This window comes from Streptomyces sp. P5F9 (assembly GCF_057961495.1).
Genome location: NZ_JBXVPZ010000184.1, coordinates 1 through 18177 on the forward strand (window position 1 = coordinate 1; position 18177 = coordinate 18177).

14 protein-coding genes are annotated in these 18177 nt (G+C 70.7%); 4 read left to right on the forward strand and 10 right to left on the reverse strand.

From position 1 onward, the window contains the following. The 3 genes from AC31A1_RS26625 to AC31A1_RS26635 all read right to left on the reverse strand — a co-directional run. Positions 1 to 771: ABC transporter ATP-binding protein (locus AC31A1_RS26625; RefSeq protein WP_489655754.1), on the reverse strand; the 771-nt coding region annotated here is incomplete at its 3' end. Next, entirely contained in the window at positions 768 to 1658 is an 891-nt protein-coding gene (locus tag AC31A1_RS26630) for an ABC transporter permease (protein WP_489655755.1), read from the reverse strand. The genes AC31A1_RS26630 and AC31A1_RS26625, both read right to left, overlap by 4 nt. Then, positions 1655 to 2638, reverse strand: a complete 984-nt coding sequence (locus AC31A1_RS26635; protein WP_489655756.1) for an ABC transporter permease — start codon at positions 2636 to 2638, stop codon at positions 1655 to 1657. Before AC31A1_RS26635 ends, AC31A1_RS26630 begins: the two co-directional genes overlap by 4 nt. 112 nt (positions 2639 to 2750) lie before the next feature. Here AC31A1_RS26635 and AC31A1_RS26640 point away from each other — a divergent pair, with 112 nt between their 5' ends. Continuing rightward, on the forward strand, positions 2751 to 4433 hold the full coding sequence (locus tag AC31A1_RS26640) for an ABC transporter family substrate-binding protein (protein WP_489655757.1): 1683 nt from the start codon (positions 2751 to 2753) through the stop codon (positions 4431 to 4433). Positions 4434 to 4488: 55 nt separating this feature from the next. Here the strand turns inward: AC31A1_RS26640 and AC31A1_RS26645 are convergent, their stop codons facing one another. The 6 genes from AC31A1_RS26645 to AC31A1_RS26670 form a co-directional block, all read right to left on the reverse strand. Further along, on the reverse strand, positions 4489 to 5667 hold the full coding sequence (locus AC31A1_RS26645; protein ID WP_489655765.1) for an IS701 family transposase: 1179 nt from the start codon (positions 5665 to 5667) through the stop codon (positions 4489 to 4491). A gap of 31 nt (positions 5668 to 5698) precedes the next feature. After that, a complete protein-coding gene (locus tag AC31A1_RS26650; RefSeq protein ID WP_489655758.1) occupies positions 5699 to 7858 on the reverse strand; it encodes an AGE family epimerase/isomerase in 2160 nt (719 codons plus the stop codon). A gap of 1 nt (position 7859) precedes the next feature. Beyond that, positions 7860 to 9995, reverse strand: a complete 2136-nt coding sequence (gene glgX, locus AC31A1_RS26655; RefSeq protein WP_489655759.1) for a glycogen debranching protein GlgX — start codon at positions 9993 to 9995, stop codon at positions 7860 to 7862. Positions 9996 to 10056: 61 nt separating this feature from the next. Continuing rightward, positions 10057 to 10767 carry an NAD(P)H-binding protein gene (locus AC31A1_RS26660; RefSeq protein ID WP_489655760.1) on the reverse strand — a complete coding sequence of 237 codons (711 nt, stop codon included), beginning with the start codon at positions 10765 to 10767 and terminating at the stop codon, positions 10057 to 10059. A gap of 55 nt (positions 10768 to 10822) precedes the next feature. Next, a complete protein-coding gene (locus AC31A1_RS26665; protein ID WP_489655761.1) occupies positions 10823 to 12157 on the reverse strand; it encodes a sugar phosphate nucleotidyltransferase in 1335 nt (444 codons plus the stop codon). 173 nt (positions 12158 to 12330) lie between these two features. Further along, complete coding sequence (locus AC31A1_RS26670; protein WP_489655766.1) at positions 12331 to 13287, reverse strand: lysylphosphatidylglycerol synthase transmembrane domain-containing protein; 957 nt, start codon at positions 13285 to 13287, stop codon at positions 12331 to 12333. 165 nt (positions 13288 to 13452) lie between these two features. On the opposite strand from AC31A1_RS26670, the gene AC31A1_RS26675 reads away from it, so the two are divergent. After that, positions 13453 to 15342 carry an ABC transporter ATP-binding protein gene (locus AC31A1_RS26675; RefSeq protein ID WP_489655767.1) on the forward strand — a complete coding sequence of 630 codons (1890 nt, stop codon included), beginning with the start codon at positions 13453 to 13455 and terminating at the stop codon, positions 15340 to 15342. A 14-nt stretch (positions 15343 to 15356) separates the two neighbouring features. Here the strand turns inward: AC31A1_RS26675 and AC31A1_RS26680 are convergent, their stop codons facing one another. Then, complete coding sequence (locus AC31A1_RS26680; protein ID WP_489655762.1) at positions 15357 to 16808, reverse strand: purine-cytosine permease family protein; 1452 nt, start codon at positions 16806 to 16808, stop codon at positions 15357 to 15359. Between the two features lie 226 nt (positions 16809 to 17034). On the opposite strand from AC31A1_RS26680, the gene AC31A1_RS26685 reads away from it, so the two are divergent. After that, a complete protein-coding gene (locus AC31A1_RS26685; RefSeq protein WP_489655763.1) occupies positions 17035 to 17379 on the forward strand; it encodes a GNAT family N-acetyltransferase in 345 nt (114 codons plus the stop codon). 46 nt (positions 17380 to 17425) lie between these two features. Further along, positions 17426 to 18073: an aspartate/glutamate racemase family protein gene (locus AC31A1_RS26690; RefSeq protein ID WP_489655764.1), complete on the forward strand. Its 648-nt coding sequence runs from the start codon at positions 17426 to 17428 to the stop codon at positions 18071 to 18073. The last annotated feature ends 104 nt before the right edge of the window (positions 18074 to 18177 follow it).

Here is an 18177-nt window from a genome sequence, read left to right on the forward strand (position 1 = left end):
GACCAGGCCGAGGGTGTACGGCATTCGGGGGCGGGTCAGGACCGCCTCCACCGGGCCCGTTTCCACGATGCGGCCCGCGTACAGGACGGCGACGCGGTCCGCCGTGCCCGCGACCACCCCCAGGTCGTGGGTGACCAGGAGCAGGGCCGCGCCGGTTTCGCGCCGGGCGGCGGCCAGGGCCTCCAACACCTGTGCCTGGACGGTGACATCGAGGGCGCTGGTGGGCTCGTCCGCGACCAGGACGTCGGGGTTGTTGGCCATCGCCATCGCGATCATCGCCCGTTGGCGCATGCCGCCGGAGAGCTGGTGGGGGTAGGCGCGTGCCGCCCACCCCGGCCTCGGCACCCCTACGAAGTCCAGCAGTTCCACCGCCCGGCGCTGCGCCGACTCCCGGCGTGGGCGCGGGTGCTGGTGGATGCGCAGCGCCTCCGCGATCTGGTCGCCGACCCGCTGCACCGGGGTGAAGGCGTGCAGCGGGTCCTGGAAGACCATCGCGATGCGGCGGCCACGGATCTTCGCCAACTCCCGTACCGGCAGGCCGAGTAGCTCCTCGCCACGCAGTCGTACCGAGCCACCCACCCGGGCACCCGGCGGTGCGAGCCCCATCAGGGCCAGCGCCGTAAGTGTCTTGCCGGTGCCCGACTCGCCCACCAGGCCCAGGACTTCACCGCGTCGGAGCGTGAGGTCGACACCGCGCACCACGGGCAGTGCCGGTCGCCGCTCGACCCCGACGGCGACCGTCAGGCCACGGACCTCCAGGACGGCGGTCAACTGGGTATCCCTGACAGGGGAGTTCGGGACGGCCGGGCCGAGTCCGTCGTCGGGTCCAGCGCGTCCCGCAGGGCGCCGCCCACCAGGTCGACCGCCAGCACGAAGGCGATCAACAAGCCCGTGGGGAAGAAGAACATCCACGGATACACCAGCGCCACATCCGTCGCGTCCGCGATCAGCGTGCCGAGGGAGACATCCGGCGGCTGGACGCCCAGGCCGAAGTACGAAAGACCGGTCTCGCTGATCACCGCCCCGCCCACGGCGATCGTCGCGTCCGTGATCAGGAACGACGCCGTGTGCGGCAGCACATGCCGCCAGATGATCCGCGGGGCGGAGACGCCCATCAGCCGTGCCACCACCACGAACTGACGCTCTTTCAGGGAGAGTGTCATGCCGCGCACCGCCCGCGCCGTGACCATCCAGCCCAGCAGCGCCAGCAGCCCGACGAGTGCGATCCAGCCCCGGTCCCGCAGCTTCGGGGCGACCACGACCAGTACGAGCAGACCGGGGAGGACGAGCATGAGGTCCACGACGAACATCAGCACCCGGTCCGTCCATCCGCCGAAGTAACCGGCGCAGGCACCCACCGCGGCCGCCAGCACGGTGGAGAACAACGCGACCAGCAACCCGATCAGCAGCGACTTCTGCAGCCCCCGCACCACCTGGGCGAACACGTCCTGCCCGATCCGGTTCGTGCCCATCCAGTGCCGCGCGTCCGGCGGCTGCCGTAGCGCCGTGTAGTCGACGTCCGTGTGCGTCCACGGGCTGACGAACGGCCCCACGAAAGCCAGCGCGAACAGCACCACCAGGACCCCGAGTCCACACAGCGCCCCCGGCCGCCGCACCATCCGCCGCAGCACCGCCCGCCCCCGGCCGACGCCCGTCACGGCTGCCGTACCCGGGGATCGAGGAGCGCGTGCACGACGTCGGCCAGTAGGCCGGCGAGCAGCACGACGGCCGCGGCGAACAGGTCGATCGCCACCACAGAGTTGACGTCGCCCTTCTGCACCGAGTCGACGAGCCAACTGCCCATGCCGGGCCAGCCGAAGATCTCCTCGGTGAACACGGCCCCGGTGAACAGGGTCAGTATCCCGAAGGAGAAGAACACCGACACCGGGACGAGCGAGATCCGCAGCCCGTGCCGCAGCAGCGCCCGCCCCGGGGTGAGTCCCTTGGCCTGGGCGGTGCGGAGATGGTCGGCTCCGAGCACGTCAAGGGTCGCGGCACGCTGGTAGCGGCTGTACGAGGCGATCGCGGGGATGGCCACACAGATCGCCGGGAGGAGCAAGTGGGCTGCCGTGTCGTGTAGTTGGGCCAGCCAGTCGCCCTCCAGCCCGGGTGTGTGCTCGCCCGTGTACAGGATGACCGTGCTGCCCGCTGCCCGGTTGACCGCCAGCGCCCCGGTCTTCAGCAGCAGCGCCAGCACGAACGTCGGCACGCACAGCACCGCGAACGAGAACACCGTCAGCGCCCGGTCGCCCAGCCCGCCGCGCCGGACCGCCGCCCACACCCCGGCCAGCACCCCGACCGCCGTACCGGCCACCGTCCCCACCAGCAGCAGCCGCACGGACACCCCGACCCGGCGGCCGAACTCGGCGTTCACGGACTCGCCGTCGATGGTCCGGCCCAGGTCGCCGTGGACGGCCCGGTCCGCCCAGTGCGCGAAGCGCTCGGGCAGCGGGGCGCGGTCGTCCATGCCCAGCCGGGCCAGCTCGCCGTCGACGACCCGGCTGGGCGGGGGCGGCTGCCGGCCCTCGAAGTAGGCGCGCGGATCGAGCGCCGTAGAGGCGAGGGCGTAGGTGAGGACGACGGAGGAGAGGAAGAGGATCGTGCAGTGGACCAGGCGCCTGAGGATCAGGGAGAGCATGGAACTCGTTCCGCTTCATGTGGGTGACACATCGTGATGTTAAGCTCCGGCTCCGCAATTCGCGTGACAGTTCGGGCAGTTGACGGTTCGTCCGCACGGGGAGGGCCGTTAGGTGCAGCGATTACGGGTCTGGTCCGCGTGGGCCCTGGCCTGCGCACTCACCCTCTTCGCGGCCGGCTGTTCCGGCTCTCCGGACCCCGACCGGCACGCGGCCCTGCCGACGTACGGCACGTACGACATCAACTCCCGGCCCACGGACGCCCTTCGCGCGGGCGGGACGCTGACCCTGCCGATCGCGCAGATGATCACGCAGTTCAACTTCGACCACGTCGACGGCGCGCTGGACGACGTGTGGACCGTCGACAGCATGACCGAGCCCCGGCTCTTCGCCCGTGACGTCAAGGGCGTCCCGCACGCGGTCCCCGAGTACCTTCTCTCCGCGTCCGTCACCGGCACCTCGCCCCAGGTCGTCACCTACCGGCTCAACCCGAAGGCCCGCTGGTCCGACGGAACGGCCCTGGGCCGGCGGGACTTCGCCGCCCAGTGGCACGCGCTCTCCGGCTCCGACCAGCGCTACCTGGTCGCCGACACCAGCGGCTACGACCGCATCGCCGACGTCAGCCAGGGCGCCGGCCCGCACGAGGTGCGCGTCACCTTCAAGCAGCCGTACGCCGACTGGCGCAGGCTGTTCACCCCGCTCTTCCCGGCCGCCGCCTATGACACCCCGCAGCGCTTCAACTCCGGGTGGCAGGGTCAACTGCCCGTCAGCGCAGGGCCGTTCAAGCTCGGCGAGGTCGACAGGACGGCGCAGACACTCACCCTCGTGCCCGACCCCCGCTGGTGGGGCACCCAGCCCCGCCTCGACCGGATCGTCTTCCGCGTCCTGGACGCCGACGCCGCCCTCCAGGCTTTCCTCAACGGTGAGGTCGACGCGGTCAACGCCGCCACCAGCGAGGCCTACGCCCAGCTGAAGAAGGCGTCCGACAGCGACATCCGCATCGGCTCCGCGTGGGACGAGGTGCACATCACCCTCGACGGCGCGGGCGGCCCGCTCGCCGACCGGACCGTGCGCAACGCGGTCCAACAGGCCGTCGACCGCACGGCGTTGGCCGGCATCGCCGCCGAGGGACTCCCGGTGAAGGTGCCGCTGCTCGGCAACCACTTCTTCATGACCAACCAGCCCGGATACACCGACAACTCGCACCCGTACGGGAGTTACGACCCCGAGGCCGCCGCACGCGCCCTGGACGCGGCGGGCTGGAAGAGCCCGGGCAGGGGCAAGACCCGGGTCAAGAACGGCCGTAGCCTCACCCTCCGCTTCGTGCTCAGCGAGGGCACCAACCGGCTCGGCGAGGATCTCGCCCAGCTCGTCCAGCACATGCTCGCCCAGGTCGGCGTCCAGGTCGTCATCCAGCAGGTGCCCGCCTCCGCCTACGCACCGCAGTACCTGGAGAAGGGCAACTTCGACCTCGCCATCTTCCGCTTCACCGGCCTCACTTACCCCAGTTCCGCCTACGCCATCTACCGCCGCCCCGAGAAGGGGCAGGCCTTCCAGAACTACGGCGGGGTCGGCTCGGCCGAGGTGGACAAGCTCCTCTCCCAGGCCGTCGGCACCCTCGACGAACGGGCCGCCGAGAAGCTCTACGACCGGGCGGACGCCGAGATCTGGAAGCTCGGCCACGACATCGAGCTGTATCAGCGGCCTCAGATCCTCGCCGTGCGCAAGGGGTTGGCGAACTACGGGGTGCCCGGACTCGGCGACGTCGACTTCAGCCGGGTGGGCTGGGAGAAGTGAGCGTGCGGAGGCCCCGTACGGACGGATCCGTACGGGGCCCACGCGGTGCGAGAGTTCAGGCACGCGTGCGGGTCAGCGCTCTCTCGTCGGCCTGCTGGCGCACCATGTCGTAGCCGAACGCGGCCGAGGCCAGCGTCACATGGTGGTGCCAGCCCCGGAAGGAACGGCCCTCGAAGTCGCCGAGCCCGAACTCCTCGTGCATCCGGCCCAGCGCCTGATCGGCGAACCTGCGCAGCTGCGCCAGCGGCACGATCTCCGCGAGCCGGCGGGCCGGGAGGTTCGTCAGCCAGTAGGCGCGCGGCCGGGGCCGGCCGTAGGGCCAGTCCGCGAGGAGCAGGCGCGGACGGGGTGCCGTGGCGGCGGCCGGGTCCGCGCGGAGCAGGACCGGGCCCGTCACGAACTCCGAGTGCCGCATGCGTTCGGTCACCGGGTCGTGCCAGGTCACCGAGGTGCGCTCACCGTGCCGGGCCGCGTGCCCGGCGAGTTCGGCGAGCGTGCCGCGCACCCCGGGGACGGTGGCCTGCCGCCGGGGCAGCAGCACCGGGGTGTGCGGCGCGGCCTGCACGAGATAGCCCAGGCCCCGCGCCTCCAGACCGCGCAGCAGCGGGTCGGGGTCGCTCTCGCAGCGCCAGTCGGCCAGCACCGGCAGCGGTTCCAGGGACCACTCGTCGAGCATCTCGTCGAGTGCCTCCAGGACGTAGCTCCAGCGTGGCCGGCAGCGTTCCTGCACCGGCACGTGGGCCTGGCCGCGCAGCCGTTCGTCGCGGTCCCAGCGGGCCGGCAGCATCAGCCGCCAGTTCACCGGGACCCCGCCGGCCTGCCCCACCAGGGAGGCGGCGAGCGCCAGTTGGCAGTTCACCGTCCGCTCCTGGGAGGCCGCGTACTGCCGGGCCACGCCCACCGACCGGTCGCCGTTCTTGGCGAAGACGACCTCGTCGATGGACCAGGCCTCGGCCCGCGAGGCCCGCACCACCTGCCGGGCGAGCCGCCCCCGTACGGGAGCGGACGCCCACGGACTCTGGTTCACGAACTGCTGGATCTGCTGCACGGCCCGCCTGCCGAGCACCTGCTCGGAGATCCGGGCGGGCGTCTTGCGCCCGGGCACGTCCAGCAGCCCGCGCACATACACCTCGCCCCAGCGCCGCTGGTCGGCACGGGTGAAGTCGCCGAACAGGTCACGGCAGTAGGCGGGGAGACCGGCGGAGGTGCCCGGCGGTGCCCCCGGGGCACGCATCGGGGGTAATGGGAGGGTGAAGGTCGCGAGGTCAGTCATGGTTGCACTCGTCACCCCCAGCCAGCAGGAAGGCGTCCGTCGCGAGCAACGCGTCCGCCACGTCCGGCAGCGCACAGCCCACGATGACGAAGTCGACGTCCAGGCCCGCCTTGGTGCGCTGGAACAGCAGCTCGTTGATGGCCGGCCGGCACATGCCCCCGACCTCGCAGAGATGGAACTCCACGCGGCGCGGGGCCGCGGCCATGACCTCGGCCAGTATGCGGCGGAACTTGCCCAGTTCGGCCGCGTCGATCACCCCGTGGCAGACGACGTGCGCGGTGCCGCCGTCGAACGTGGTACGCATCCGCAGCCGCATCGTGGCCGGCTCCAGTTCGACGCGGACCCGGACGGGTTCGTCGCCGCGCGGCAGCCGGACGGTGAGGGCCTTGCCGTCGAAGTCCTGGTGCGGCCGGTCGTCGATCCACACCCGGGTCAGCTCCACGGTGCCCGCGGGCAGCAGATCGGGCGCGACACGCAGCACCCGGTCCGGGAGGTCCTCCGGGCGGGGCTTGAAGTGCAGGGTGATCGGGTCGTTGCTGAGCAGCAGCCCGGTGTAGGTGGCCGCGAGGTAGCACAGCTCCAGGGCGTGGTAGCCGGCCATGGCGTGGCTGCCCTTGAGGCGCTCGGTGCCCAGCAGGTACGGGATGCCGCCGGCGAGCACATTGAAGTAGACGCCGCCGTCCTGGTAGTCGAGGAAGAAGGCGTTGTAGAACGCCGCCGCCTCGCGCCCCAGCCGCAGTTGCTCCGGGTCGCCGGTGGTGCCGGCCAGGATCAGATAGGCGAGGATCGCCTGCTCCTGCTGCCACCAGGCCTTGCGGTCGTGCCACACCATGCGGTGGATGCCGCTGTCCGGGTCGGGCTGCCGCTCGACCACGTCCAGCCAGCCGCCGCGCAGCCCGTCGCTGCCCACCGCCGGCATGATCTCGGCGATACGCTCGGCGGTCGTGGCGTACTCGGTCTTGTCGAACAGGGACTTGATGCGGGTCAGGTTCCAGGCGATCTTCAGGTTGTGGCCGACGACCGCCCGGTCCTGCTGCCAGCCCCAGGTCCGGTCCGGACTCCAGTCCGCGTGGAACCGCTCCTGGACGAACGGACTGTTCGGCTCGTCGGGGAACCGCTCCACGATGGTGTCCGCCGTCTCCTCCAGCAGTGCCGCGAAGTCCGCGCGGCCCGTGGCGAGATAGGCGTTGATCAGGTACGCCGGGGCGTGGTCGCCGACCGAGTTCCAGTTCTTGCGGGCCCGGTTGCGGCCCAGCGAGTCGGCGTTCGGATCCAGGGTGATCGGGTCGATGTGCGAGAAGAACCCGCCGCGCACGGGGTCGCGGAAGTACTTCTGGAACAGGGCGGACGTCCGGTCGATGTCCTCCAGGATCCGCGGGTCGCCGGTGATGCGGAACGTCTGGGTGGGGCCGGCGAGCGCGTAGATCTGCTCGTACATCGGGATCGCGTCGAAGTCGTCGCCGAACTCCGAGGCGAAGACCGGGCGATGACCCGACGAGGTGATGTCGATGCCGTGGTACCAGTAGGTGATGCCGTCGGCGACGTCGTCCACCCGCATGTGCTCGCGCAGGTACAGGGTGCCGGCCTCGGCCGCCTCCAGGAAGCGGTCCTCGCCGGTCAGCAGGTACGCCGTGGACAGGCCGTAGACGAGCCGGGAGATGGTGTCCGTCTCCTGGCGCACGTCCCCGCCGGCGAAGTCCGGCAGGTGGGTGCCGCTGAGCGTGATGTGGGTGCGGAAGTTGCGCCAGTCGTACACCCCGTCGGGGAACTGGCCGCGCAGATAGAAGTCGGCGATGGCGGTGGCCTGTTGGACCCACCAGTTCGGGTGCTCGAAGACGTACTGGCCGCGCGTCTCCTCCGGGAAGGTGATCTCCTTCGCGTCGAACCGGGAGCCGCCCTCCCACTCGTAGAGGATGCCGTACGCGAAGACGAACCGGCCCTCGGCCAGCATGTCGACGGTGTCGGCGGTGGTGTCGCGGTAGTCGTCACCGAGGTTGCGGACGATGCGGGAGACGGCGTTGGACGCCAGGTGGACGGTGAACTCCCGTTCGTCGGAGGTGCGCAGGCCGAAACGGCGGCCGGTCGGGCTGTAGTACGTGACGTAGCCCGCGAGGGTGTCGGAGTGGATGCGTCGTTGGGCGGGTGTACTCATCTCAGGTGCCCTTCTCGTCGGGCAGGGCCGCCAGCAGGACGACGCTGCGGCCCTGGGCGTGGTGGGTGGGACCGTCGACCAGCTCCTCTTCTCCGGGCGGCGGGATGTCGTCGGGGCCGGGGCGGGCCGTGTCGAGCACGCGGTGCCAGCGGTGACCGGGGATCTCGGGCAGCTCGAAGTCGAGGCCCAGGTGGTACATGTTGAGGATCAGATGCAGGTCCGGGTCACCGTCGAAACCGCCGTACGTGCAGGCCAGCACCCGGGCGTTGGGGTCCTCCCAGCCGGGTTGGTCGAGCCGGGTGCCGTGCCACGTGATGTCGGGCAGGGAGCGGGAGTTGAGGCGTTCGGAGAAGAACTGCGGTTCGCGCAGGGTGCGGTAGCGCTTGCGGAGCTGGATGACGCGCCGGGTGAAGCCGGTGGTCTCCTTCTCCTTCCTGGCCTGGTTCCAGTCGAGCCAGGAGACCGGACTGTCCTGGCAGTAGCCGTTGTTGTTGCCGCCCTGGCTGTTGCGGAACTCGTCGCCGGCCAGCAGCATCGGCACACCGCGGCTGAGCATCAGCAGGGACAGCAGGTTCTTGATCTGCCGCACCCGCAGGTACTCGACGTCGGCCTCGTCGGTGGGGCCCTCGACGCCGCAGTTCCAGCTGTAGTTCTCGTCGGCGCCGTCGGCGTTGGCCTCGCCGTTGGAGTGGTTGTGCTTGGCGTTGTAGCTGACCAGGTCGTTGAGGGTGAAGCCGTCGTGGCAGGTGATGAAGTTGATGCTGTTGGTGGGGAGTTCGCCCTGGGCCGCGAACAGGTCGGCCGAGCCGCCGAGCCGTGAGGCGACCTCGCCGACCATCCCCGCGTCACCGCGGACGAACCGCCGTACGTCGTCGCGAAATGGACCGTTCCACTGCGCCCAGCGCTTCCCCGGGAACCGGCCGACCTGGTAGAGGCCGCCGCCGTCCCACGGCTCCGCGATGATCTTCGTCTCGGCCAGCACCTGCGACAGCTCGATCGCCCACAGGGCCGGCGGCACCGCCATCTCGTAGCCGAGGGGGCCGCGGGAGAGTTCGGAGGCGAGGTCGAAGCGGAAGCCGTCGACGTGGTGCTCGGTCACCCAGTACTCAAGGCTCTCCACGATGAACTTGGTGACCATCGGATGGTTGGCGTTGACGGCGTTGCCGCACCCGGTGAAGTCCATGTAGTGCGAGCGGTCCTGCGGCCACAGGTGGTAGTACGCCTCGTTGGCCGCGCCACGGAAGCTGATCGTGGGCCCGAACTCGTTGCCCTCGCTGGTGTGGTTGAAGACCACGTCGAGGATGACCTCGATGCCCGCCTGGTGGAACGCCTTCACCATGTCGCGGAACTCGGTGATGTGCGTGGCGAGATGAGGGCTGGAGCAGTAGCCGGTGTGCGGGGCGAAGAAGCCGTAGGGGTCGTAGCCCCAGTAGTTGCGCCGCGGGGTGCCGTCGGGCCCGGTGCGCAGGACCTGGGTCTCGTCGAAGTCGAAGACCGGCAGCAACTCCACGGCGGTGACACCGAGTTCACGCAGATGCGGGATCTTGTCGATGACGGCGGAGAAGGTGCCGGGGCGTTCGGCGCCCGAGGTCGGCGACGCGGTCAGACCGCGCACGTGCATCTCGTAGACGACGGTCTCCGCCATCGGGGTGCGCAGCGGGGTGTCGCCCTCCCAGTCGTAGTCGTCGAGGTCGACCACCAGACTGCGCATGCAGCTCTCGACGTTGTCGCCGGGACCGATCGCGTGGGTGCGCTCCCAGCGGCCGTTGATGTTGGCGCGCGCGTACGGGTCGATCAGCACCTTGCGGTGGTCGAACCGGGTGCCCAGCTCGCCGTTGTCGCGCGGTCCGTCGATGCGGAACGCGTAGACCTGGCCGGCGCCGATCCCGCTGACGTGGCAGTGCCAGAAGTGGAAGCTGCGGTGCCGGTCGGGCAGCAGGGTGATGGTGCGGTACGGCCGCGGGCTGTCGCAGTGCTCGAAGAGCAACAGGTCGACCCGCGTGGCGTGTTCGGAGAAGAGCGAGAAGTTGACACCGTCGGCGTCGACGGTGGGGCCCAGCGGCTGTGGCCGGCCGGGGGTGACGTCGGAGGGACGGCCGCCGGGGGATCCGGTGGCCTCGTCGGGGCGTAAGGTCATCTGTTCTGTCATGGCATCGGTCGCAGAGTCCGTCGGGGTGTCGTACACATCGGTGGCCACCTCAGGTGAGTGCGGCCCGGGCCGCGGTCGGGGCGTCGGCGCGCAGGCCGGCGAAGAGTTCCTGCCAGGGCACGGGAGTGGCGCCCGGTCCCGTCTCGCTGCGCATCTCGAAGGTCACGCCGCGGGCCTCGGGGGAGTACAGCGCCTGCACGCAGGCGTCGGCGACGAGCGGGCGGGCCACCCGGCCGTCCCCCAAGTCGCCCTGTTCCAGGTGCAGATGACCGTGGTCGGGTTCGTCGGTCAGCCAGCCAGGCCGGATCACGGTGTACGGCAGCCCGGAGGAGCGGACCGCGTTCTCGCCGGCCAGCCGCCAGTCCAGCATCCGGCCGTAGGCGTTCATGGGGTGGTCGCGCCGGGTCACATGGCGCTGGCTGACCAGCACGACGTGCGGGGCCGCGGCGGTGGAGCGCAGGGCGTCGAGGACATGGCGGACCCCGGTGTGCAGGGTGGTCTCGGGGCTGTCGGGGCCGGCGTCGTCGGTGCCCGGCTCCACGATGTAGACGACCGCGGAGCAGCCGTGCAGCGGCGTGCGGACGGAGTCGGGGGAGCGCACGTCGGCCGCGAAGAACTGGGCCTGCGGCGGCGTGTGGCGGCGGGCGCGCTGGGTGCTGCGGCCGATGACGCGGACGCTCTCGCTCCGGGCGAGCAGTTGACGGGCGACGAGCCGGCCTGTGCGGCCGGTTCCTCCTATGACGGCGATCGGGCTGTCCATCGAGATCTCCACGGGGCTGCGGAAGAGCCGGAAAGGGCGGGGGAGTTGGGGGCGCTCAGATCCAGTGCAGGATGTCGTCGGAGCTGGTCAGATGGGTGCCGGTGGGCAGCCCGGTGACGGCGGGCACCCGCAGCCGCGGATAGACGCTCACCCCGGACAGCCGGGTGCCGGGCCGCAGGTCGGCGGCCTCGCCGATCGCGGAGTGGACGAGCCGGACCGGGTTGTCCCGCTCGGAGTGCACCCGCGCCATCGGCCCGACGTACGAGTCCGTGATGCGGGCGTACGGCCCGACGACAGCGCTGTCGCCGATCGCCGTCCGGCTGAGCCGGGCGCCCTCGTCCACGTCGACGCCGTCACCGATGTCGCTGAACCGCAGCTTCACGCCCGGCCCGATCTCGGCGTTGCGCCCGATGCGCACGGCGGGGCCGATGACCACACTGCCCTCGGAGATCTTCTGGGCGAGGGTGGTGCCGGTGACGCTGTCCTTGGTGCGCAGGCTGGACTCGTGGATCCAGTACGGCGGGTCGGTGCTCGTCGGTTCGCCCATGGCCCGGGTCATCCACCGGTAGCGGCCGCCGAGCACGTCGCCGAGGGTGGCGAGGTAGTCGGCGATGCTGCCGAGGTCGCCGAGCCGGTCGATGGGCGCGGCGGCGACCGGCAGTCCGCGCCCGACCAGCCAGGGCAGCAGGTCGCCGCCCCAGTCGAGGCGCTGCTGGGCGAGCCGGATCATCTCGGGGTTGCGCGCCGCCAGCCGCAGCCGGCCGCAGTCGACCAGGTACATCCCGGCGTTGGTGGGCAGGGTGCGGGCGGAGGACGGCAACGATGTCTCGGGGAAGATCCGGTGGACGCGGTCCAGGGTGGGCTTCTCCACGAACCCCGAGACCAGTCCGTCCGGGGAGGTCTGCATCACGCCGTACTTGCCGGCGATCTCCTCGGGGGTTCGGCCGACCGAGGCGACGGTCACGACGGCGTCGGCGGCGTCGTGCGCGTCGTTCAGCCTGTTCAGGTCGAACTCGAAGACGGAGTCCACCGGCAGCACCAGCGCACGGCCCGTCAGGTCCCACTGTTCGAGGTTGTGCAGGGTGGCGGCGCCCGATCCGACGTTGTACCGGTCGAGGCGGGCACGGGAGTAGTGGATCTCCACGCCGAACCGTTCGCCGTGGCCGAGCACGAGCTTGATCTGGCTGTGGTTCTCGGCGCCCTGGGCGATCACGTAGAAGCGGCGGATGCCCTGGTCGCGGCAGGCCTCGACGAGCCATTCGACGACGGAGCGGCCGACGAACGGGATGAGGGCCTTGCTGCGGATGTAGTCGGCCGAGGCGAGGGTGAGCGGCTTGGCGCGTTCGCCCCTGCCTCCCGCCAGGATGATTCCTAACGTCTCGTCCCCCATGACAGTCCTGCCTCCTCGGCTGACAAATCAACGCTCTTCAGTCAACTCGCGCTGTCATGTAGAGTCAAGTAAAAAGTAAAACAAGGTAGTTGGGGCGAGCGTGAAGAAGCCCCGATCGATGTCCCGACCAGGGCTGATGGTGCTTTACAGGAATGTTGGATCGGCTTCGGGAATCAGATGACTCTCAGCCGGACCAGCGCGCCGAGCGTCAACGCGCCAGGAATGATGGGGATCCAGACGGTGATGATCCGGTAGGCCAGCACCACCGCCGTGGCCACCGCGACCGGGCCGCCCGCCGCGACCAGCGCGACGATGAGAGCGGCCTCGACGGAGCCGATGCCGCCGGGCGTCGGTATCAGCGCCACGGCGACCGTCGCCGCGAGGTAGGCGACGACCATGGACGCGGGCGGCACGGGCAGCCCCAACGCCAGCCCCACCGCGACGAGTCCGGCCGCCTGGAGCGAGGGGAAGGCGAGGACACCGTCCCACAGGGCGAGCGCACGGGACGGCCGGGTGTGCACCGACCTGGCCTCGCCCAGCGCGGAGCGCACGAAGGTGAGAACGGCGGTGCGGAGCCTGCGGGCGAGCAGCAGCACCAGCACCGCGGCGCACGCCACCAGGCCGATGCCGAGCAGCAGCGGACCGACCGCCCCGTGCGGGAGCAGCGAGCCGATCTCCAGCGCGTCCGGGAAGGCGACCAGCAGCGCCAGCAGCAGGCCCACGCGGGCGACCGATTCGGCCAGCAGATACAGCGCCACGGCGGCCGAGGAGCGGGCCAGCGGCACCCCGCACACGGCCATGAACCGCAGGTTGACCGCGCTCGCGCCGAGCCCCGTCGGCAGCAGGTGGTTGGCCGCGCCCGCGGCGAACTGGGTGGCCAGCAACCGGCGTACGGGCAGCCGCTCGACGAGCGCGCCCTGCCGTCCGGCGGACGCGGCGACCCAGGTACCGCAGGTCGCGGCGGCCGCGGCCAGCAGCCACGGCCAGTCGGCATCCTTGAGGTGACCGAAGCCCTCGACGAGCACCGGCCAATGGCGCACGGCGATCCACAGCACGAGCGCGAGCGGGACCAGCATCAGGATCTGCCGGACGGGGAGACGCTTGAGACCTTGGGCGTTTCGGACGACCATCACATCCCGAGAGGGTCCCCATGCCACGTCAACTGCGGGTTGCCGCAGCGGGGACACTTCCTTACACGCGCCCCTACACGAGCCCTCGCGCCACTCCTCGCCCGGAGATCCGGCGAATTCGTTGACCTCAACGACGCTTGAGGTCCTACGGTCTCTCCCATGAGCATGGAGAGCACGGCCTGGACCCAACTGCACAGTGTCATGACCGCCGAACAGGAGCGCCGCCCGTTCGCCCGCGCCACGCTGCGCCGCATCGCGGAGTTCGCGCGCCCGCACCGCCGCCCGATCGCCCGCTTCGTCCTGCTCGGGGTGGTGACCGCGCTGCTCGCCGTCGCGACCCCCGTCCTGGCCGGACATGTCGTCGACGCGATCGTGTCGGGCGGCGACGACGGGACCGTCGTACGCCTCGCCCTGCTCATCGCCCTGATCGCGGTCGCCGAGGCGGCCCTCGGGATTCTCGGCCGGCGGCTCTCCGCCGCGCTCGGGGAGGGGCTCATCCTCGACCTGCGGACGGCTGTGTTCGATCATGTGCAGCGCATGCCCGTCGCCTTCTTCACCCGCACCCGTACGGGAGCACTCGTCTCCCGGCTCAACAACGACGTCATCGGCGCACAGCGCGCGTTCAGCAACACCCTGTCCGGAGTGGTGAGCAACTTCGTCACCCTGCTGCTCACGCTGGTCGTCATGCTCACCCTGTCCTGGCAGATCACCCTGCTCGCGCTCGTGCTGCTCCCGGTGTTCGTGATCCCGGCCCGCCGGATGGGCAGCCGGATGGCCCGCATGCAGCGCGAGGCCGCCACGCTCAACGCCGCGATGAGCACCCGCATGACCGAGCGCTTCTCCGCGCCCGGCGCCACCCTCGTCAAACTCTTCGGCCGCCCCGACGAGGAGTCCGTGGAGTTCGCGGACCGCGCGAGCCAGGTCCGCGACATCGGCGTCCGCACGGCCACCGCCCAGTCGGTGTTCATCACCTCCCTGACCCTCGTCTCCGCCCTGGCCCTCGCCCTCGTCTACGGCCTCGGCGGCTGGTTCGCCCTGCACGGCACCCTGGAGCCCGGCGCGGTCGTCTCCCTCGCCCTCCTCCTGACCCGCCTCTACGCCCCGCTCACCGCCCTCGCCGGAGCCCGCGTCGAGGTGATGAGCGCCCTCGTCAGCTTCGAGCGCGTCTTCGAGGTCCTCGACCTCAAGCCCCTCATCGAGGACAAGCCCGACGCCCGTGCGATCCCCGAGGGCCCGGTCGCGGTCGAGTTCGACGAGGTCCGCTTCGCCTACCCGTCCGCCGACAAGGTCTCCCTCGCCTCACTCGAAGAGGTCGCCTCCCTCGACACCCGCGGCGGCGCCGAGGTCCTGCACGGCATCTCCTTCCGCGCCGAACCCGGCCAGACCATCGCCCTCGTCGGCTCCTCCGGCGCCGGCAAGTCCACCGTCGCCCAGCTCCTGCCCCGGCTCTACGACGTCGACGAAGGCGCCGTACGCGTCGGAGGCGTCGACGTCCGCGACCTCACCGCCGCCTCCCTGAGGGCCACCCTCGGCATGGTCACCCAGGACGGCCACCTCTTCCACGACTCGGTCCGCGCCAACCTCCTGCTGGCCCAACCTGCCGCCACCGAGGACGAGTTGTGGGACGCGCTGCGCCGCTCCCGCCTCGACGATCTCGTACGGTCGCTGCCCGACGGCCTGGACACGGTCGTCGGCGAACGCGGCTACCGGCTCTCCGGCGGCGAGCGCCAACGCCTCACCATCGCCCGGCTGTTGCTCGCCGGCCAGCGCGTCGTCATCCTCGACGAGGCCACCGCCCACCTGGACAACACCTCGGAAGCCGCCGTCCAGGAGGCGCTCGCCGAGGCGCTGCAGGGCCGCACGGCCGTGGTGATCGCCCACCGGCTGTCCACCGTGCGCTCCGCCGACCAGATCCTCGTCGTCGAGGCGGGCCGGATCGTGGAACGCGGCACGCACGACCAACTCCTCGCCACCGGTGGGCGGTACGCCGAGCTGTACCGCACGCAGTTCGAGAAGCAGCCGGAGATCGGACCGGTCCAGGAAGCGGTGGTGTAAGGGCCCGACGGCCGTCAGGGCTCGCGGTGTTCGTGCGCCGCCTTCTCCAACTCCTCGGCCTCCGCCTCGGCCACGCGGATCTCGGCCGCCACGTCGATCGAGCGGCTCAGCCACCAGTACAGCAACCCGGCGACCGGCAGACCGACGAACAGGGAGAGGTCGGCGCCGTCCATGGCGTGCGCGATCGGGCCGACGTAGAGGGTGCCGACGGAGAAGAACGGCACCATGACGCCGAAGCCCACGAGGTAGGAGATGATGCCGTGCCAGCCCCAACGGCCGTAGATGCCATGGGGGTTGAAGATCTCGGCGATCGCGTAGTGGCCGCGGCGCACCACGTAGTAGTCCATCAGGTTGACCGCGGTCCACGGGATGAACAGATAGAGCACCAGCAGCAGGAAATTGTTGAAGTTCGTCAGGAAGTCGGCGGTCGCGGCCATGGCGCCGACCAGGGAGAGCACCGCGGTCAGGCCGATCGTCAACGCCCTTACGCCCACGGTCGGGTGGACCCTCTTGAAGGAGTCGATCGCGCTGATCAGGGTCAGTGAGCCGCCGTACATGTTCAGCGCGGTCACCGAGACCAGGCCCAGGGTGGCGAAGAGGAGCACGATCGCGCCGAAGCCGCTGAACACCTTGTCGCCGGCCGCGTTGATCGAGCGGATCGTGTCGAAGTCCTTGCCCGCCCAGGCGGCGAGCAGCGCGCCGAGCGTCATCAGCCAGACCCCGCCGAGCGCCGAGCCGAAGTAGGTCCAGTAGAAGGTCTTGCGGACGGTCACGTCCGGCGGGAGGTAGCGCGAGTAGTCCGAGACGTAGATCGCCCAGCTGATCTGGTAGCCCGCGACCACACCGAACTGCGCGAGGAACGGCGTCCAGGAGAAGCCGCCCAGATCGAAGGAACCGGCCGGGTAGTGCAGGGTCGCCAGCACACCCACGGTGAAGATCCCGAAGACGACCAGGAAGGTGTACGTCAGGAACTGCTCCGCCTTGTGGATGACGTCGTAGCCCACCAGCGCGATCACGAAGCCGACCACGGTGACCACGGCCACCCACATCTTGGTGCCGCCGTGCACCGTGGTGTGCAGGGCCTCACCGGCGAGGATCGTGTTGAAGACGTTGAAGCCCGCGTACTGCACATACGCGAACAGCCACACCAACAGGGCGCCCACGTAACCGAACTGGGGCCGCGACTGGATCATCTGCGGCAGCCCCAGCTGCGGGCCCTGGGCCGAGTGGAACGCCATGAAGAAGGTGCCGAGCAGGGTGCCCGCGACGATCGCGATGAGCGACCAGATGAGGTTGCCGCCCTCGGTGATGCTGATCAGGCCCACGGCGAGGGTGGCGATCTGCGCGTTCGACATGAACCACAGGGGGCCCAGATGCCACAGCTTGCCGTGGCGCTCGTTCAGGGGGACATAGTCGATGGAACGTATCTCCAGCCCGGACACCCGGGGCTCTGATGTGGTGGTCACGGCGTCTCCAGGGTGCTGATCCGGCCTGTGTGGCCACATTCATCCCCCGCACGGGAACCGGCAACCGCAACCGAAACTGTGAACCACGGTCTTTACCTGGTCCATACGAGAAGCGCGTCCGGCCGCCTGCCTGGTACATCCCGGAGACCCGGTGATCACCATCCGTTACGCTCGGGTGTGGACTCCGCCGACCTCACGGCCTGACCATCGCACCAGGAGGAAGCCCATGAGCGAGATCGAGATCCGCGACGACCGGGCGGCGGGCCGCCTGGAGGCGATCGCCGACGGTGGAGTCGTAGGGCACATCGAGTACTTCGTCCTCGAATCCCCCGCGCGCGCTCTCGTCCCGGTCCACACGCTCGTGGAACCGGCCCACGAGGGAAAGGGCATCGCGGGTTCCCTGGCCCGCGAGCTGTACGGCATCGCGGCCCGCGAGGGCATCGTCGTCGCCCCGCTGTGCCCGTACGTCGTCAAGTGGGCGGAACGGCATCCGGACGAGGCACCGGCCGCAGACCAGAAGCTGCTGCGGGCGGCGATGGAGTGGCTCCGGGCGCATCCCGGTCGCTTCTAGAACCGACGTCCCCGCCCGGTGAGGGCACCGAAGAAAGGCCCCGCCCGTGCTCGCCCTCCTGCACACCTCGCCCGCGCACATCCCGGTCTTCGACGCCCTGCGCGACGAGGACCACCAGGGCCTGGAACTACGGCACTTCGTCGACGAGGAGCTGTTGGCGCGGGCCCGGCGCGAGGGGCCGGAAGCGGTGGCCGGGGCGGTGCGTGACGTACTGGACGCGGCCGTCGCCGAAGGAGCCCGGGCGGTGCTGTGCACCTGCTCGACCATCGGCGCGGTCGCGGAGACCGCCGGTGCGCGGATCGGCGTACCGGTACTGCGCGGTGACCGCCCGATGGCGGCGGCCGCGGTGGCCGCCGGTCCACGTGTCGTCGTGGCGGCGACGCTGGAGAGCACCCTGAGGCCGACCGTGGCGCTGGTCGAGGAGGAGGGGCGGCGTTTCGGCCACCCTGGGGGACTTCTCGAAGTCCGCACGCTGCTCGTCGAAGGCGCCTGGGCCCGTTTCCAGGCCGGCGACAGCGAGGGCTGTGCCCGGCTGGTCGCGGACGCCGTGGACGCGGTCACCGACGCCGACGCGATCGTCCTCGCGCAGGGTTCCATGGCACCGGCCCAGCACCTGACGACCACGGCGATCCCGGTGCTGTCCAGCCCCCGCCCGGGGCTGGCCGCCGGTGCCCGGGCGGCTCGCCCCGGCTGAGCCCAGCCGGGTGAGTGGCGGCGCGGGTGACGGGTAGGCGGGGGAAGTAGTCCAGAGCCGACGTAGCCACTGGCTGGAGGACACGATGACCGACCCGTACCCCG

What these genes read in the sequence shown, in the direction of transcription:
- AC31A1_RS26675 (WP_489655767.1), top strand. Translation starts at nt 13,453, where the DNA reads ATGGAGAGCACGGCCTGGACCCAACTGCACAGTGTCATGACCGCCGAA.
- AC31A1_RS26635 (WP_489655756.1), bottom strand. Translation starts at nt 2,638, where the DNA reads ATGCTCTCCCTGATCCTCAGGCGCCTGGTCCACTGCACGATCCTCTTC.
- AC31A1_RS26665 (WP_489655761.1), bottom strand. Translation starts at nt 12,157, where the DNA reads ATGGGGGACGAGACGTTAGGAATCATCCTGGCGGGAGGCAGGGGCGAA.
- AC31A1_RS26685 (WP_489655763.1), top strand. Translation starts at nt 17,035, where the DNA reads ATGAGCGAGATCGAGATCCGCGACGACCGGGCGGCGGGCCGCCTGGAG.
- AC31A1_RS26670 (WP_489655766.1), bottom strand. Translation starts at nt 13,287, where the DNA reads ATGGTCGTCCGAAACGCCCAAGGTCTCAAGCGTCTCCCCGTCCGGCAG.
- AC31A1_RS26660 (WP_489655760.1), bottom strand. Translation starts at nt 10,767, where the DNA reads ATGGACAGCCCGATCGCCGTCATAGGAGGAACCGGCCGCACAGGCCGG.
- AC31A1_RS26650 (WP_489655758.1), bottom strand. Translation starts at nt 7,858, where the DNA reads ATGAGTACACCCGCCCAACGACGCATCCACTCCGACACCCTCGCGGGC.
- glgX (WP_489655759.1), bottom strand. Translation starts at nt 9,995, where the DNA reads ATGACCTTACGCCCCGACGAGGCCACCGGATCCCCCGGCGGCCGTCCC.
- AC31A1_RS26645 (WP_489655765.1), bottom strand. Translation starts at nt 5,667, where the DNA reads ATGCGTGCCCCGGGGGCACCGCCGGGCACCTCCGCCGGTCTCCCCGCC.